Origin of the sequence: Zhongshania aliphaticivorans (assembly GCF_902705875.1) — a bacterium.
GTDB classification, from domain to species: domain Bacteria; phylum Pseudomonadota; class Gammaproteobacteria; order Pseudomonadales; family Spongiibacteraceae; genus Spongiibacter; species Spongiibacter aliphaticivorans_A.
This window is the reverse complement of sequence record NZ_CACSIK010000001.1, coordinates 2,135,427-2,152,319: the sequence shown is the minus strand read 5'-3', so window position 1 is coordinate 2,152,319 and position 16,893 is coordinate 2,135,427. Positions and strand designations below refer to the sequence as shown.

Annotated in this window: 14 protein-coding genes and 1 tRNA gene; 10 read left to right on the top strand and 5 right to left on the bottom strand. The window is 46.4% G+C overall.

Features of this window, described 5'->3' with window-relative positions:
- Window position 1: 1 nt before the first annotated feature.
- Together bcsD and AELLOGFF_RS09830 are read left to right on the top strand one after the other, a co-directional pair.
- Window positions 2-475 (top strand): cellulose biosynthesis protein BcsD, encoded by a 474-nt coding sequence (bcsD, locus tag AELLOGFF_RS09835; RefSeq protein WP_159268574.1) that lies wholly within the window; start codon window positions 2-4, stop codon window positions 473-475.
- Window positions 465-1,481: a glycosyl hydrolase family 8 gene (locus tag AELLOGFF_RS09830; protein WP_159268573.1), complete on the top strand. Its 1,017-nt coding sequence runs from the start codon at window positions 465-467 to the stop codon at window positions 1,479-1,481. The genes bcsD and AELLOGFF_RS09830 overlap by 11 nt, the downstream gene beginning before the upstream one ends.
- 93 nt (window positions 1,482-1,574) lie before the next feature.
- Here the strand turns inward: AELLOGFF_RS09830 and AELLOGFF_RS09825 are convergent, their stop codons facing one another.
- Window positions 1,575-3,311, bottom strand: a complete 1,737-nt coding sequence (locus tag AELLOGFF_RS09825) for a potassium/proton antiporter (RefSeq protein ID WP_159268572.1) — start codon at window positions 3,309-3,311, stop codon at window positions 1,575-1,577.
- A 249-nt stretch (window positions 3,312-3,560) separates the two neighbouring features.
- Window positions 3,561-4,751 (bottom strand): winged helix-turn-helix domain-containing protein, encoded by a 1,191-nt coding sequence (locus AELLOGFF_RS09820; RefSeq protein WP_159268571.1) that lies wholly within the window; start codon window positions 4,749-4,751, stop codon window positions 3,561-3,563.
- 142 nt (window positions 4,752-4,893) lie between these two features.
- On the opposite strand from AELLOGFF_RS09820, the gene AELLOGFF_RS09815 reads away from it, so the two are divergent.
- The 3 genes from AELLOGFF_RS09815 to AELLOGFF_RS09805 all read left to right on the top strand — a co-directional run bounded on the left by AELLOGFF_RS09815 (window position 4,894) and on the right by AELLOGFF_RS09805 (window position 7,724).
- Complete coding sequence (locus AELLOGFF_RS09815) at window positions 4,894-5,406, top strand: hypothetical protein (protein ID WP_200842635.1); 513 nt, start codon at window positions 4,894-4,896, stop codon at window positions 5,404-5,406.
- Window positions 5,407-5,462: 56 nt separating this feature from the next.
- On the top strand, window positions 5,463-6,359 hold the full coding sequence (locus AELLOGFF_RS09810) for an alpha/beta hydrolase (protein WP_159268570.1): 897 nt from the start codon (window positions 5,463-5,465) through the stop codon (window positions 6,357-6,359).
- A gap of 336 nt (window positions 6,360-6,695) precedes the next feature.
- Window positions 6,696-7,724 carry an AraC family transcriptional regulator gene (locus tag AELLOGFF_RS09805; RefSeq protein ID WP_159268569.1) on the top strand — a complete coding sequence of 343 codons (1,029 nt, stop codon included), beginning with the start codon at window positions 6,696-6,698 and terminating at the stop codon, window positions 7,722-7,724.
- Here AELLOGFF_RS09805 and AELLOGFF_RS09800 read toward each other — a convergent pair.
- Window positions 7,721-8,614 (bottom strand): LysR family transcriptional regulator, encoded by an 894-nt coding sequence (locus AELLOGFF_RS09800; protein WP_159268568.1) that lies wholly within the window; start codon window positions 8,612-8,614, stop codon window positions 7,721-7,723. The genes AELLOGFF_RS09805 and AELLOGFF_RS09800 overlap by 4 nt on opposite strands.
- 144 nt (window positions 8,615-8,758) lie before the next feature.
- Here AELLOGFF_RS09800 and AELLOGFF_RS09795 point away from each other — a divergent pair, with 144 nt between their 5' ends.
- From AELLOGFF_RS09795 to AELLOGFF_RS09775, 5 genes are all read left to right on the top strand, one after another.
- A complete protein-coding gene (locus AELLOGFF_RS09795) occupies window positions 8,759-9,445 on the top strand; it encodes a histidine phosphatase family protein (RefSeq protein WP_159268567.1) in 687 nt (228 codons plus the stop codon).
- A 57-nt stretch (window positions 9,446-9,502) separates the two neighbouring features.
- Entirely contained in the window at window positions 9,503-10,726 is a 1,224-nt protein-coding gene (locus AELLOGFF_RS09790) for an acyl-CoA dehydrogenase family protein (protein ID WP_159268566.1), read from the top strand.
- Between the two features lie 9 nt (window positions 10,727-10,735).
- Window positions 10,736-11,764: a phosphotransferase family protein gene (locus AELLOGFF_RS09785; RefSeq protein ID WP_159268565.1), complete on the top strand. Its 1,029-nt coding sequence runs from the start codon at window positions 10,736-10,738 to the stop codon at window positions 11,762-11,764.
- A gap of 19 nt (window positions 11,765-11,783) precedes the next feature.
- A complete protein-coding gene (locus AELLOGFF_RS09780; protein ID WP_159268564.1) occupies window positions 11,784-12,563 on the top strand; it encodes an SDR family NAD(P)-dependent oxidoreductase in 780 nt (259 codons plus the stop codon).
- A 380-nt stretch (window positions 12,564-12,943) separates the two neighbouring features.
- Window positions 12,944-14,473, top strand: a complete 1,530-nt coding sequence (locus AELLOGFF_RS09775) for an acetyl-CoA acetyltransferase (RefSeq protein ID WP_159268563.1) — start codon at window positions 12,944-12,946, stop codon at window positions 14,471-14,473.
- A 9-nt stretch (window positions 14,474-14,482) separates the two neighbouring features.
- Here AELLOGFF_RS09775 and AELLOGFF_RS09770 read toward each other — a convergent pair whose 3' ends face one another.
- The gene (locus AELLOGFF_RS09770; protein WP_235035653.1) at window positions 14,483-15,502 is read right to left on the bottom strand and encodes an AraC family transcriptional regulator; all 1,020 of its coding nucleotides are present in this window, start codon (window positions 15,500-15,502) and stop codon (window positions 14,483-14,485) included.
- A 1,278-nt stretch (window positions 15,503-16,780) separates the two neighbouring features.
- Window positions 16,781-16,865: transfer RNA gene (locus tag AELLOGFF_RS09765), tRNA-Leu, on the bottom strand.
- Between the last annotated feature and the right edge of the window lie 28 nt (window positions 16,866-16,893).

Here is a 16,893-nt window from a genome sequence, read left to right as displayed (position 1 = left end):
AATGGATATTTTGCTTCCGCATCAATCTCGAAATTTGGAATATTACCGTGGTCGACAATGTAACAAACAATGGCGGGATTTTTTATCGGTTCTCTTGGATGAACTTGATAGCAATGTTGGCGCTAACGAGGTTCAAGCGTTTTTTAGCGTTTTGGGTACGAAGTTGGCTAGTCGCTGGCCTCTGAGTGAACAAAGTACATTAGAGGGTTTAGAGCTAGAAGCAAATACTATTTGGAATGAATTGGATTGGGGGTGGTGTCAGTTTAAAGTGGAATCCGCAGCGATTACGATTATTCACGATGATTGGCCAAACCCTGACTATGGGAAAGAGACTCTATGGTCTCTGGCATTCTCTGCCTTGCTGCAAGGAATTTATACCTCGTGGTTACGGGAACAGGGTGGTGATACTGTAGTTGATGTTCGAATCACGGAAAATACTAAGGGAAAGCCCCTTAAGTTGATGTATGGCGGTTAGTATTCGCATTGTTTTCTTGTTAATTAGCTTATCGTCAGTGGCCTGTCATGCAGCTGCTCCAAAGTATATGGATGAAGGTTGGAATACCTATGTGGCTCGTTTTATTACCAATGGCCGGGTAGTCGATACGGGTAATAATAATGTCAGTCACACCGAAGGGCAGGGGTGGGCTATGCTCATGGCTGTGGCTTATGATGATAAGGCTCAATTTGATCAGCTTTGGCAATGGACAAATAAGCATTTACGCCGGAGTAGTGATCGCTTGTTTTCTTGGCGTTACGACCCGACGGCGCAGGTAGCTGTTACCGATTTGAATAATGCCAGCGATGGTGACCTGATGATCGCATGGGCGCTTAGTGTTGCTGGGCAGCGGTGGAATAATTATGAGTATAGCTACCAATCGCTAATTCTAAGGCGTCAAATAAAAGAACATTTATTAAAGACTGTAGCGGGTTATACAGTGTTATTGCCGGCTAAAGAAGGCTTTACACATGATGGTTTCACAATTGTTAATTTGTCTTATTTTGTGGTGCCGGCTATTCAACATTTCGCTAAGCTTGAGCCAAATGGACCTTGGTCATCATTGCTTCGAGACAGTATTCGTCTATTTGAAGCAGCGAGATTTGGTCCTAAAAAATTGCCTGCTGACTGGATGGCGATTGCTGATGGAGGAGAGATTTATCCTGCTGAGGGATGGCCGGTTCGCTTTGGATATGAGGCGGTTCGTATTCCCTTATATTTCTTTTGGGGAAGAATAACTGAAACCCCTGGGATGCGGGCAATTAATGCCTATTGGCGTGAACAGCGCTATCCCCCTGCATGGGTAGATCTTTCTAGTGGCGAGTTTGCACACTATCCCTTGTCAGCTGGAGGGATGGCTGTTCGTCAATTACTCGGAGAGTTTGGTGTGGCGATGCCTACTACTCCCTCGTCAAGTGATGATTACTATAGTGCATCGTTACTGATGTTGTCTCGCTTGGCGGCAAAGAACACCTTTGTTCGCTGATCTATTTTGAGTTTTTTCGAGCTTGTTATTCCAGTTTTAGCAGGACGTTAGCATCATAACTCTATAACTCTTTCGTGGCCTTGTTAGCCAGAGCTAATCCGGTGCTTGTAATTTCAAGCCGACGGATGAAATACGATCACCTTCTATTTGTTTAACAATGAGTTTGATTGGTCCTAGTTTAACGCGGTCGCCAACAACGGGTTTGCCGTGGAATTGGTTGATAATATATTCCGCCACCGAGCTATTTCCCCATGCGGGGTCTGCTGTGAAGCCGTAGGCCTGGGCTACGTCAATAAGTCGGGCGTCGGGGTTAAGTGCAAATTCGCCAAAAAAATACGTCGACGCTACGCTTGGGCTTTGATCTTTTTCTGCGAATACGCGACCCAAGGCTGGCTTTGCACTGCTAGACGATAGAATAACCACTTGATCGTTATCCGCGAGGGTTTGGTCTTTATTTTTTTCGAGTAGCATCCCCTGTCGAATAATACCAAGGAATTGGCTGCCTTCTTTCATTGGCAGGTCTTTTGACTTCATACCCGCGGCGCGGCTTTCTGATACAACGTTATAGACCAATAGCTCTTGTTCCTGATCTTGATCTAGGGGTAGGTGTAAGTGTTTCGGTTGTTTTTTACTTGGAGGGAGCTCTATTTGCAGCCATCTTGCTATTGGGGCAATTGTCCAACCCTGAAGCACCAATGAGATAAGTACGACAAAGAAGACTAATTCAAAATAGGTTTGGGTATGTTCTAGTCCAGCTAGTGATGGGAATAGGGCCAAAATAATAGGGACTGCCCCACGTAAACCACACCAGCCAATGAAAACCTGTTCTCGCCATGGGAAGTGGAATGGGAGTAGGGCAAGCCAAACAGCGATGGGGCGAGCAATAAATATGAGAACAAATGCGATCGCTAAAGCTGGAAGAATGAGCGGTACGAGGTGACTGGGGGTGATCAGTAAGCCAAGCATTAAAAACATACCGATCTGGCTGAGCCACGCCATGCCGTCATGGAAGCGGTGAACGTCACTGCTAAACGGAAGCGCGGTGTTGCCGATGATGGCGCCAGCAATAAAGATGGCGAGAAAGCCGCTACCGTCGACTAGGGTGGTAATACCAAATATGCTGAGCCCGCCGGCGAGTGTTAATAAGGGGTAGAGCGAGGCCGTAATTTGCAGTTTCTTTAGTAATTGGGTCAGAAGATAACCGCCGATAAGCCCAAAAATAACCCCAAGGCCGAGTTGGCTAATTAACTCCTGTGCAACCGTCCAGCCTAGGCTTGTTTCGCTATCACTGATCTGTAGTATTTGTACCAGTGTGATGGTGAGAAATATGGCCATGGGGTCATTAGAACCCGACTCTATTTCAAGAGTAGCCCCTGTTCGTTCCTTTAGCTCTAAACCCGCTGTTCGCAGTAGGCCAAACACTGCTGCTGCGTCGGTTGAGCCAACGATGGCGCCAATTAATAAGCCCTCTTGCCAAGACAGACCGAGAATCCAGTGTGCCGCTAGTCCTGTAATAATTGCGGTGGCGAGAACACCCACCGTTGCAAGGGACAAGGCCGGCTTTAAACTAACCCGAAATGACTCCTTTCTCGTGCCAAGGCCACCGTCGAAAATAATAATAGCCAGTGCCAAGTTGCCGAATAAAAAGGCGACACTAAAGTTGTCAAAGGTAACCCCGCCAAGACCTTCTTCACCTGCAAGCATGCCTAGTAACAAAAATACCAATAACAGTGGTGCGCCAATGCGTCGTGATAGTACGCTTGCAATTACGCATAAAAAGGCGAGAACAGCTCCGCCGAAAATGTACTGGTATATAAGCTCTATTGTCACTCATTAGTCCTAGTTAGGTTGCGCAGTATCTTAGATAGCAAAAACGTATCTGGTTCATATTGTGCGGCAAAAAAGGTAAAGCTTGCTGTGAAATGGGGTTGCCGTTATCAGGTGGTAGTGTGGTTATGATTGCTAGGGTGTATCGATGTTGATGTGTTCGAGAAAGCTTTACCAATAGGGTGTTAGTTTAGATATAGCCCTATGCATTATAGCGTAAAGTTAATCTGTATAAGTGATTGACGCTACTTTTTATTGCTGCGTTAGTTTGATCAGTTGTGGTAATAAACTAGCAGGAGTTGTTTTATCGGCTTGTAGCTGCTGGCAGTTGTTGAAGCGCATAAAATCAGGAAGGGTATTGCCGAGGGCCTCGAAGAAGCCGTCATGGTTTTTGAGTGATGATTCTATCGCAAGATGACGTATATATAAGGTTGATGTTTTTCTGTCAGCCTTACAGTCCATTCGTGCAACTAAGTTTCCATTCCATAATATTGGCAGTGAGAAGTACCCATACTGCCGTTTATGCTCAGGGAGATAACATTCAATTAAGTAATCGAAGTCGAATAGCATTTGCATCCGTTTACGTTGAATCAGTAAATTATCAAAAGGCGATAGGATCGCAAGTTTGCTTCGGGCGAGCGGCTTGCGGAGCAAGTCGAGGGATTTCGGAAAAGCGTAGTATTGCTTGTCATTGATATCAATTTTCAGCAGCTCTTGATTTTCCACCATATTCCGAAGGTGAGTGTTTATCAGTGGTTTGGTGTTTTTACGTAAATAGGCTATTTCATCGGCGTTTCCAGCTCCGTTTGCCTGTAGATAAGCGCGGATTAGATAACGAGCGTATTCTTCTTGGGAGGGGGTGCTCGTGTTGATATGGCTAGGTAAAACGCGCTCAGATAGATCGTAGACTTTATGGAAGTTTTCACGTCCTGAAATCATTAGGTCTCCCTGCATAAATAGGCTTTCCAGTGCTTTTTTTGCGGGTTTACTCCGCCATTCACCTAATTTTTCACCCTTGTATTCAAAGTCCTTTGCCATTAATGGGCCTTCCTCTGTAATACGGCGTAACACCGATTTCATTAGTGATTTATCTGGTGCATACCAGTGCCGTTGCTCTCCGCTGGCAATAGCGTGTTTGCGTATTAAGGTGTAGCGATAGTCCTTCATCGGCAAATAGGCTGCAGCGTGTGACCAGTATTCAAAAACGTCACCAGTGGCCACCAACTCATTGAGCTGTGATTGTTGATAGCGAGGGTTGCGATTCCATAAAGTGTGGTGGTGGGCACGCTGAATGGCAGATATGGTATCGATTTGAATATAACCAAGATGCTCAATGGCGGACAAAGTCGCAGCCAACGATTTACCAGCTGGCTTGGCCGCCGGTAATAGCTGGGCATGTAGTATGAGTTTTCTTGCCTCTGCGGCGGATAGCGAATAAGTCATTTTAGTATTGAGCTTAGTGGGTTTGTGTTGAGATGTCCGGTAAACGTATTGTCTAGCCCTTTATGAATGGTACTATGCCTTCAAATAATGTGTTGTGTCGGTGTTGTGGAATGCCGCCGTTGATTTTGAGAACAAAAATTTTATGCGTTTGCCCGCTTTTATACTACGTCACCTACAGGCGAAAGCTGAAAAAATTACCCGCCGAGCGCCCAATAAAGTGATAGGCACGGACTACCTAACTCGTTGGTACATTATTCCGCGTAATCGCTTGTTTAATGTTTATCTCCACCAAGTGTGTGGGGATGATCCTGATATTAATTTACACGATCACCCATGGATATTTAATTCTTCTGTGGTTCTGCGTGGGCGTATTCTAGAGGAAATGCCCGATAGTGAGCGAATATTAGAAACAGGCAGCTTTACAACCCGTGCCGGACGGGCACCTCACCGTTTATTGTTAAAAACCCCAGATAGCCTAACCTTATTCCTTACCGGACCTAAAATTCGTAAGTGGGGGTTTTATACCCCAACGGGTTGGGTGAACAGCAAGGTGTATTTACCCGCCAATGGTAATGGTCGCAAGGTGACGGCATTACATGCAGTGCCAAGGAATACTAACGTTCCGGTAGCTGATGACAAGAAGCGAACTGCGTAAATAACAAGTCGGTACTGACGGCTTCAAAACATTATTCTCAATAATAAGAATGGCGTATGAATACTAAATTTAAAGCAACGGTTATACGTAAGGCAATAAAAGTGTCGTGCAGAATGCATTGGCTGGGCAAAACAGCCAAGCATATTGATGTACGTCACTCACACATTGACACCGCACATGGGTCTATTCCATTGCGGATTTACCAGCCACCAGGAGAAGGGCCTTTTCCTGTGGTGGTGTATTACCATGGCGGTGGCTGGGTTATTGGTGATTTGGGTGTTTATGACCCTATGTGTCGTGATTTATGCAACCGCAGTGATTGTATTGTTGTTGCTGTAGATTATCGCCTAGCGCCAGAGCATCCGTTTCCCGCTGCCCCTGAAGATTGCTTAGCCGCGTTAAAGTGGACTTATGAGCATATTGAATTATATGGCGGCTTGCCAAACGCGATAGTGGTAGCGGGTGATAGTGCTGGGGGTAATCTTGCCGCGGTGACAGCACTGCAAGCCAGAGAGTGTTTGCCTAATGTGGTGAAAGGCCAGGTGCTAATTTATCCGGTAACAGACCACTACGAGCCGGGAACCCCGTCCTATTTGGAAAATGCAAATGGGCCAGTATTGACTCGCAAATTAATGATTTGGTTTTGGGATACCTATTTAAAAAATAGCTCTGTGTTGGAGTTTGGTCAAACCCGGCACCCCCGTGCAACCCCGTTAGCTCGTAATGATTTAGATAATTTACCCCCCACATTGTTAATAACAGCGGGAAGGGACCCTTTGCGCGACGATGGTGCCAATTACGCTATGAGGTTGGAGCAGTTTGATAATACTGTTCAGTACAGTCTATACGCGGATTCTTGTCATGGTTTTGTTGGATTGCAGGGGCCAAAGGCAGACCATATTGAGGCCACAGAGGAAATTAGCACGTGGCTAGGGGTCTTGTTTAGCGCTTAGTGTGGTGGTGTCATATTTATGTTTATTGCTACCTAAGCCCGGTTTGCAAGGCTGTTAGTTTATCTAACGCGTGGTAGTTTGTGCTTTTGAGTAGTTCAGATTAGTTTCCCCAATAATTTCCAGCTACCTTTTTCAGCGTATAGATAAAATTTAATATTGATGGCGTATTTCCATTTGGGATTCAACGTATTGTGATTTGCCAGCGGTCGCTATGATGGGTGTGGCTGGTGGAATTACTTGTTATGCTTTCTCTCAAGCATTGTTAAATATAACAGCGGTACATCCATATAACGTTTTTTTGCACTCTTTTTAAGTAATTGTAAATGAGGTGGGTTTGTGCGAACACCAACAGTGTGCTCTGAGTATTTGGTTGATTTACTTCAATACATAGAAAACCACGGCGTTGATGCAAAGTCGCTGATTACGGCGATAGGGTTTACACCTGAGCAACATTTAACCGCGGAGGGGCGTTTTCCTCTTCGTTTATTTGAAGTGCTTATGGACGTGGCGAGTGTGATGCTCGATGACTCTTTTCTTGGTGCCCACGCGGGCGCAGATTCTTCGCCGACTGCCTGGGGAATGGTAAGTTACATTGGCATGAGTGCACCAAACTCGCGTGCGGCCTTTGATTCTGTAGCTCAATTTTCGAGATTGTTGATAGATCATGGCGACGTTATGTTCAGTGAGCTGGGCAGCGATTTAACTCAGTTAGTTTGGGTGGTGCCAGAGCGTAAACCGGTGTCTAGACATCTAGCGGAATTCTTTTTTACGAGTTTGTATAGGGCAAATAAGGCGATTTTGAATCGCTGGTGTAATCAACGCGAAGTGTGCTTTAGTCATGCTGGACCTGAAGATATAAGTGAAATTGAGCGTATTCTTGAAGCGCCAGTAAAGTACAATTGCAGTGCGAATTATGTGGAGTTTGATAGTCATTTTTTAGATCGTCCCACCAGATTTCCCCACACTGGAATTTATAACTCCTTAGTGCAAACTGCGCGTGCTGAACTTGCTAAGTTGCAGATGGAAGACCGCATTGTGAAAGATGTCATTGCGAGTGTCTTGCGCCACTTACCCTCAGGTGTTCCTAAGCTCGATAACGTGGCTGCGGAGTTGGGGCTAGCACCACGCACCTTGCAGCGGCGCCTGAATAATACCGATGTGAATTTTAAAAGCTTAGTTGATGATGCTCGTAAACAACGCTCTAGGCAGCTAGTCGGTGAAAGTGATATGGCCTTACTCGATATTTCTGCCGAGCTTGGATTTAGTGATCAAAGCTCGTTCCAAAAGGCGTTTAAGCGCTGGTTTGGTTTAGCGCCTGGTCGTTATAGGATGAGCCAGCAGCTGTTGAATAACTCGCCTGGCTAACTTTGCCGTGCTACTTCCATTGTCAGTTCCCGCAACCACAATATGGCAGGGTCGTGCTCGACACTTTTGTGCCAAAAAACTTGCAGTTCTAATTTCGGGGTGGCGAAGGGCAGGGCTTGTTTGTGCAGCGGCCATTGATGGGTAACGCCGGCCGGTACTGCGGCAATATAGTTTGATTGAGCGAGCAGCGGGGGGAGTGCAGTAAAGTGCTGTAAACGCAATACGATCTTGCGGGTGTAACCGATAGACCTGAGAGCTAGATCTACATGTCCCGCCCCCTTTGTGCGGCTTGAAACGTGAATGTGTTCTTGCTGTAGGAAATCGTCAATCCCTAGGCAAGTCCTGGCTAGAGGATGGTCAGGTCGCATCACACAGATATGGTCGTCGGTTTGGAGCGGCAGACTAATGAGCTCGGGATGGCTTAATAATGGAGCGTCAACGGCAAGATGCACGTGTCCACTGGCCATTTCATAGGCAACTTTGCGTCGGTCGCTAAATATGACTTCCAATGTTATTTCGGGCGCGCGTTGTTTAAGTTGTTTTAACAGTGCGGGAAGTAATATCAACTCGGCATTTTCGGTGGCGTGTATTCGGAATGTTCGTTTTGCGGTTGCGGGATTGAAGGGGATGCGACTTGCAACGCAGTCGTTCAGGTTTTTCAATGAGTCACGAACCGTTGTCACTAGCTGTCTAGCGAGTGGCGTGGGCGTCATGCCTGCACTGGTACGTACAAATAAGGGGTCATCAAAGATACTCCGCAATTTTGCCAGTGAACTGCTTACCGCAGGTTGGCTAACGTGTAAAACCCCTGCCGCGCGGGTTAGGCTCTGCTGGGAGTAGATGGCGTCAAAGACGGTGAACAGATTAAGGTCTATTTTTGTGTTGGCCATAATGCCTGTTCTCTATATGATTATAATCTATGCTTATTATGCTCGATAAAAACAATAAATTTCAATAATGAATGTGCTCCGGCTATAGTATCCCCTATGTTTCGATGATCCGCTTTTGCTGATATTAAATTGTAGGAGAGTTTAGTGGCAGAGATTGTTGTAGTTCGGCATGGGCAGGCCGCCTTTGCTAGCGATGATTATGACCGCCTTACCGAGGTGGGGTGGGAACAAGCGCGGTTATTGGGCGAGTATTTTTTTGGTGCTGAGCAACAGTTTGACGCGGTATTTAGTGGGACTATGCGCCGCCACCGAGAAACCCTGAGCGGTATTCATGATGCCTTTTCACTGTCCACTATTACGCTGCCAGCAGCACAAGAGACTTCTGCCTTAAACGAGTATGACTTTCATCGTCTGGTAGACAGCTATATTGAGATGTATGGCAATAAGCTAGATGGAGTATCGGTAGACCTCGCTAACGCATCAAGTTTTTATCGGTTTCTGCGCCTCGCATTACTGGCTTGGAGTCGCGATGAACTCTCAAATGTCGCGGAACCTTGGTCGGCATTCGAGCAGCGAGTGAAAGGAATATTGGCGACGTTGTCTGCCGTGAAGGGCAGAGTGCTGGTGGTGACATCTGGCGGCCCAGTGAGCGCTATGCTTCGCGAGGCGCTAAACCTGAGTGTTGCCGCAATGATCGCGAGTAATTTACAGACAAAGAATACCGGTGTGACACGTTATTTCACTCGTGGAGAGCAATTTAGCTTAAACATGTTCAATGCTGTGCCGCATTTAGAGATGGCGCCACACCGTCATTTAATTAGCTATACCTAGTTAATTTTTCACTTATCTTGACGCCATGTCGTCAAGGATTGTTTTGAGGTTGTTATTATGGATCTTACCCCCAGTTTGAAAGCGCAAGAGCTTCACAAAAAGCTTGCTGCATTTATGGATCAAAGTATTTATCCCAACGAAAAAGCCTACGCTGAACAGCTTCACATGGCTAAAGATCGCTTTGCAATTTTACCGTTGATGGATGAACTAAAGGCCAAAGCGAAAGACGCCGGTCTGTGGAATTTATTTTGTCCAGAAGAATTCCCTCAGTATTGCGCGCACGGCGGTTTGAGCTTTGTTGATTATGCACCGCTTGCGGAGTTAATGGGACGAGTTGTGTGGGCGCCAGAGGTCTTTAATTGTAATGCGCCTGACACAGGCAATATGGAGGTGTTCATGAAATACGCCTCAGATGCGCAGCGAGAAAAATGGCTAACACCGCTTTTGAATGGTTATATCCGCTCTTCTTATGCGATGACTGAGCCGCAGGTTGCGTCCAGTGATGCAACTAATATTGAGTTGAGCATTGTGAAAGACGGCGGTGAATGGGTTTTAAATGGCCGTAAGTGGTTTATTACTGGCGCTATGAATGAACGCACTAAGATCTTTATTGTGATGGGCAAGACTGATCCCGAAAACGCCAATCGTCACAAGCAACAAACCCAAGTGTTAGTTCCTAAGGATACCTTGGGGATGTCAATTGTAAGACCGTTAACAACATTGGGCTATGATGATGCGCCTATCGGGCACGCCGAAATTGTGTTTGATAATGTACGGGTGCCATTAGAAAACGTGTTGCTAGGTGAGGGCCGCGGCTTTGAAATAGCACAGGGTCGTTTGGCACCAGGTCGTATGCATCATTGCATGCGTTTAGTGGGGGCGGCTCAGCGGTCACTGGAATTGGCGTGTAAACGTGCGGTATCACGCTCTACATTTGGTCGGCCACTCAGTAAGCATCAGTCGGTTCGAGAGGAGATTTCTCGCAGTTTTTCAGAAATTGAAATGGCACGGTTATTGGTTATGAAAACCTGTAAGCAAATCGATGAGCAGGGACCAATGCAAACCACTGATATGATTGCCGCGACTAAAACCACCGTACCTTTGTTGGTGCAAAATGTGATTGATCGCTGTATGCAGCTGCATGGCGCGGGTGGCTTGACTGAAGATTATTTTATGGCCGAAGCGTTTAATTATGCCCGCTGGTGTCGTCAAGCAGATGGTCCAGATCAAGTGCATCAAATGGCACTTGGCAAACAAATCATTGATCGTTTTGCAGAGTGAGAGCTTTTTATGGCAGATGCATTTGATTTAGACGTTGTTAGTTTGACCGCCTATCTTGAAGCAAACATTGCTGGCTTCAAGGGGCCGTTAAGTGCTGAAAAATTTGCTGGCGGGCAGTCTAATCCTACTTATTTAATTGATGCCGCGAGTGGAAAATACGTGCTTAGGCGCAAGCCGCCGGGTGAGCTTTTAAAATCTGCCCATGCGGTAGATCGCGAGTTTCGGGTAATGCAGGCGCTAGCATCGAGTGATGTGCCTGTGCCTGCAATGAGAGTCTTGTGTGACGATGACAGTGTTATCGGTTCCATGTTCTATGTGATGGATTTTCTTGATGGTCGCATAATGTGGGATGCGGCGTTACCTGAACAGTCGCCCTCTGAACGCGCTGCCATATATGACGCCATGAACAAGGTGTTAGCAGATTTACACAACGTTGATGTTGAGAAAGTGGGGTTGAGCGACTACGGCAAGCCGGGTAATTATTTTGAGCGTCAGCTTAGTCGTTGGACAAAACAGTACCGAGCGAGTGAGACGGCAGTGATGCCGGCGATGGAAAAGCTCATTGAATGGTTAAATACAAACCTCCCTACAGACGACGGTTTGGTCTGCATCAACCACGGTGATTTTCGGCTTGATAATATGATGTTTGCCCATGACCGTAGTGAAGTATTAGCACTGTTAGATTGGGAATTGTCCACGCTCGGACACCCTTACGCAGATTTAGCTTACCAATGTATGCAGTTGCGTATTCCCAGTGATGCGGTTATTCCGGGCTTGGGCGGGGTAGATCGTGAGTTGCTGGGCATTCCCTCTGAACAGACCTATGTGAAACAGTACTGTGAACGTCGAGGGATAGCGAAAATTGATCATTGGGTGTTCTATTTAGCCTTCTCATTTTTCCGTCTCAGCGCCATCTTGCAAGGGGTTTATAAACGGGCTTTAGACGGTAATGCCTCTAGCCAGAAAGCGATGGATTATGGCGCGTTAGCTGAGCCTTTAGCCGAGCTCGGTGTGGCTTTAATTGAGCATGGCGAATAATTTTAAAGAGTTATGAAATATGAATAAGTCAGTTTTAAATACCTTGGATTTATCAGGCCAAATTGCATTAGTAACAGGTGCTTCAAGTGGTCTGGGCGCGCACTTTGCTACCGTGTTAGCTCAATTTGGCGCGACGGTAGTCGCGGCGGCGAGACGGACGGAAAGACTTGAGGCATTGGTTAACAATATTACGCAAGCGGGTGGTAAAGCCATTGCGGTGGCAATGGATGTTAATGATAGCGAATCTGTTAAAGCGGCATTTAACACTGCACAAGCGCAGGTGGGGAGTGTGTCTATTTTAATTAACAATGCCGGTGTTGCCGAGCCCAGTCGCTTTGTCGATAGTACTGAAGACAATTGGGACTTTACCGTTGATACTAATTTAAAGGCGGTGTGGCGGGTATCGCGTGAGGCATCTGAGCGCATGATTAGATCTCAGGTGGCGGGCAGTATTATCAATATTGCGTCCATCCTCGGTTTGCAACCCAGTGCCAATAATGCTTTGTACGCGACAGCGAAGGCTGGGGTGGTTCAGCTAACAAAAAATAGTGCACAGGAGTTGTGGCGGCACAACATTAGAGTAAATGCCTTATGTCCAGGATATTTTGAAACTGAGATTAACGCGGACTTCTTTAAGTCGGATAAAGGTGCTCAGTATCTTAATAAAATTCCGCCGCGTCGTTTAGGACAAATGGATGAGTTGACCATGCCCTTGCTGATGCTAGCGAGTAGCGCGGGCTCATTTGTGACTGGGGTGGCCCTGCCCGTAGACGGCGGGCATCTATTGCAGTCTCTTTAGTAGTCTGCTTTGTGATGTTGATATTAGTAGCCTAGTAGTTTTTCTAGGCTTATTGGTAGCCAGTCACATTCATAATGTTGGCGGGCATGGCTACAATTTGGCGCCCTAGCGTTTTTGTTGCTAATCAGAGTCGTTCATAATTACCTTATTACCGTGGTCAGCTTGCCGCTTGTTTCTGGGTTGTTGATGAGTAAATGCTAAATCAGCATCGCTACTTGATAAGCCTACTACCATAAGCTTTGGCGAGGGGTGGCTGGCTTATTAGTGCTGGAATCCGTTTAGAGTTGACTAAGATACCGTGGTGTTAATTTTCTGGTGTCAATTTCATTGCGCAAATTTAGCGTTACACTGCTGTGAATAACAATAGATGAGGAAGTTTTGTGGCTAATTTGACCCCAATTTTGGTTGCGTCTGGGCAATATGTATTTCGAGATGCGGTGACAGTAGATTCAGCAATGTCACCGGTAGATATTGCGGCTAAGGCCGCTGAGGTGGCGTTAACTACTGCCAATGCCGGCGATGATCTGGTGTCGCACATTGATACAATCGCCTTTATCAGAGGCTTTGTTGACTCTGTACCTGGTGGTGCTGGGCCATTCGGCATGAGTAATAATGTCCCGCGTTCACTCGCTAAGCGTATTGGCGCGAGGCCTGAACGGGCGATCTACGGGCGTGAAGGGGGGCATTCTCCACAGCGTTTTGTTAATGAGTTTGCGGAGAAAATCGCGGCCGGTGAGATGTCAATGGGATTGATTGCTGGAGCTGAAGCAACCGGCATTATGAAACAGGCATTACGTGCTGGGCTTGCACTAGATTGGAGTGAAGAAGTTGAGGGCAGCCTAGACGACCGTGGGTGTCATTGGCTATTTACCGAACATGAAATTGCACACGGTATTACCTTTCCAACACAAGTTTATCCTCTGTTTGAAAATGCATGGCGTGCACGTCACGGTTTAAGTGTTACTGAGCATCGCGCCTTGGCATCTCGTTTGTTTGCAAAATTCTCAGAAGTGGCTGCCAATAATCCCTATTCTCAATTTCCAGTGGCACGTAGTGCAGAGTTTTTAAATACCGTGTCTGAAGAGAATTACTGGGTTGCACACCCACATACCAAATGGATGGTGGCGCAAGATGCGGTCAATCAGGGCGCTGCATTATTAATGTGCTCTGTTGATAAGGCTGTGGAGTTGGGTATTCCTGAATCACAGTGGATTTATTTACACAGCTACGCGGATGTTGATGATCGCTTTGTGTCGGCGCGACCTGATTTAAGCGTGTCCGAATCGATGAAATTGACATTAAACGGAGTGCTTGATGCTGTTGGGAAATCAATTACAGATGTTGAGGTAATTGATATTTATAGTTGTTTCCCGATTGCGGTATTGGCGGCATGTGAGTCTATGGGCTTAGATTGGAATACAGACAAGACGTTAACAGTGACTGGTGGCCTCCCGTTTTTTGGTGGTGCGGGTAATAGTTACAGTACCCATGCTATTGCAAGCTTGACCGATAAACTGCGCGAACAACCTGCGGAGTTTGGTTTGATTACCGCGAATGGTGGCTTTTTGTCTAAGCAATCTGTGGGTTTGTATTCTGCGCAAGCACCAGACGTAGCCTGCCAAAATGCCGATGCAGAGATGCAATCCACATTTGATCGTACGCCTGAGGTGGACGTGGTAATAGAGGCGAATGGTATTGCTACGATTGAGACCTATACGTTGGTCTATAAACGTGGTGTGCCTAACCTGGGTATAGTGGTTGGCCGCTTAGAAGATGGTCGGAGATTTTTGGCTAATACGGCTGCAGATGACCATGATGCATTTGCGATATTGGCTGGAGACGACGAGGTTGTTGGTCGTCAAGTGACGGTCAGCCATCATGCGCCACAGAATATAGTACGTTTCTCATAGAGAGTGGTTTTACATGCGGCGCCGGTAGTGCTGCGGCGTCATACCTGTCCAGTTTTTGAAGGCGCGGATAAACGCACTGGGTTCTGAAAAACCCGTGCGTTGCGCAATGCTTTCAATAGAAATATTAGAGCGGCCAAGGTGGTAAAGCGCGGTGTCGTAGCGGCACTGGGTTTTTACTTCATTGAAAGTGGTTCCCTCTTGAGCAAGGCGCCGGCGTAATGTCTGTGGGTGAAGATGCAGTTGTTGGGCTATGGTCTCTATGCCCGGTGTATCAATCAAGTGTTTGTTTACGATCATTCTTATCTGTGCTGTCCAACTTTTTTCCTTATATTGCTGAACCAGCATGACCAAACTGGGGTGTTGTAAAAACCGTTGCAGGGACTGCGCAGTTTGCTCGACGGGTAAGTCGGTCAGGCTGCGATGAAAAACGATCTCGGTGCGGGGTTGGTTAAAGAAAACCGCTTGGCCTAAAAAGAGGTGGCGGTATTCTTGGGCGTGCTCAGGAGGAGGGTAGGATAAATTGACGGCAATAAGGGGTAAGTGTTGCCTCACCATCCAGCTTAAAAAGCGATGAACATTAAACATAATGAGTTCATAGCCATAGAGATCAATTGGCTTATCGGTATTGCCTGGGCTAATAACGACTCTGGCGCAGTCACCGCTCATTTCAAAGTGGGGTTGTAGCCCCCACTCAAACATCTGATAAAAGCGGCAATACCTTGCTGCCACATGGCCCAGCGTGGCGCAGTGAATAACGGAGTGGCACATATTTGTCCATGTCCCAATGACATAGCGGGACGGCCCGTAACCCAAGAATTCATCGCCGAGCTCACGCATAACAAGTGATTGTAAACGACCGAAATTAACCGCAGAAACGCGCGCATTGCTTTGGCTTAATAGCTCGGGAGATACGCCGGCAGTGGAGAGCATTTTCTCAGTATTTAGCCCGCGGGCTTGTGCTTTGCACAGTACGGCATCAAGGAAATAATTGGCAACCGAGATATTGCGCATTGATGAAATGCTGCTCATTCACTTATCTGCTCATTTGAATGCTGGCGATGTGTTATTGGCTGTATTTTGGGGCTTTGCCAATAATAGCAGTTACAAGGCCTTGAGCGTAGGATTGCTCTGTAGGAGCTTGATGGTAAGCCTAAATCCAAAATATCCCCTATACCGTTATTCTTTTGGTTCTTATGATTGGCTAGGCGTGTGGGTTCAGAGCGGATGGAATGATTAACTGGGTCTGATGAGTATCGTTTTCCATTAATGTTGTAGAGCTGAAAAAAGCACTGATGCTATTTTGGTGAATCATGGTGTCCCCGATGCGATTCGAACGCATGACCTTTCACTTCATACCACTATAACTTTCGTTACCAACACATGTTGTTTGTGGTCTGGACTTTCTCTTCACCATAGACAATATTTAGATTGTCGGTAGGTGCTACCCGTCAAGTCTCTGCACGTTCCACCTGTTAGGATGGCTTCGCTCAGGATTGCCAGCGTGTCAACGAGTGACTCGCTAAGGTTTCCCTGAGTTTGAGTAGATTCACACCCAATGTTTCCAATGAGGTGCCCAATTTTTATACAACTAGGAGGCGAATGCTCTATCCAGCTGAGCTACGAGGACATAATTCCGAATAATACCACGTGATTAGATAAAATTGAATAAAGTCAGTTAGTTGGCGAAGCTTGTTTGATGGCTTCTTGGCGCAACAGTTTAGGGGTTATGTGCTATTCAGCCTTGCAGGCTGAGCTTCAACTGCTTGAGCCGATAATCTAATGTTTATTTTAATTTTCTACCGAAGTCTGGGAGATCGCGATGGGCAAAAGCAGTTATTGACTCTCGGTGCAAAACCACGCTCGGAAGGTCTGTTTGGTTTTAAAAAGTCCTGAGAGTATTGGCCATTTTCCAGCTGCTCTATGGGGTATCTGTTTCCAAAGCTATGTTACGTCGTACATCATGTGGGAGAAACTGGCAGCATTGCATCAATGCTCAATAATGGAAAAGAGTCCAGAAAGCATGTCTTGGCAAGACATTGGTGTGATGTAGCTTACCTATTGAAAATGAGCATTGTCGATTGGCTTTTGAATGAGTAGTTATGGGGCGGTGTAATTGAGATGAAAATGCAACATTTTATTAAACTCAAGAGACCCAAAAACCTAGGCTCTCTATCAGGTTGTTTTGAGTGATATATGTAGGTAAGTTTTGTTTAGGCGTGTCTGTCCAAGATGACTATCACTATATTCAAAACTTGGAGGAATGGTGTTAACTACTTTTACGGGGAAGGTTTTTTTGCTGCACTTACATGGTACCAGTGGGCGGACTCGAACCGCCACTCCCGAGGGAACCAGATTTTGAATCTAGCGTGTCTACCAATTTCACCACACTGGCATGTAAGTGGGGCGCGATTATAACAAGC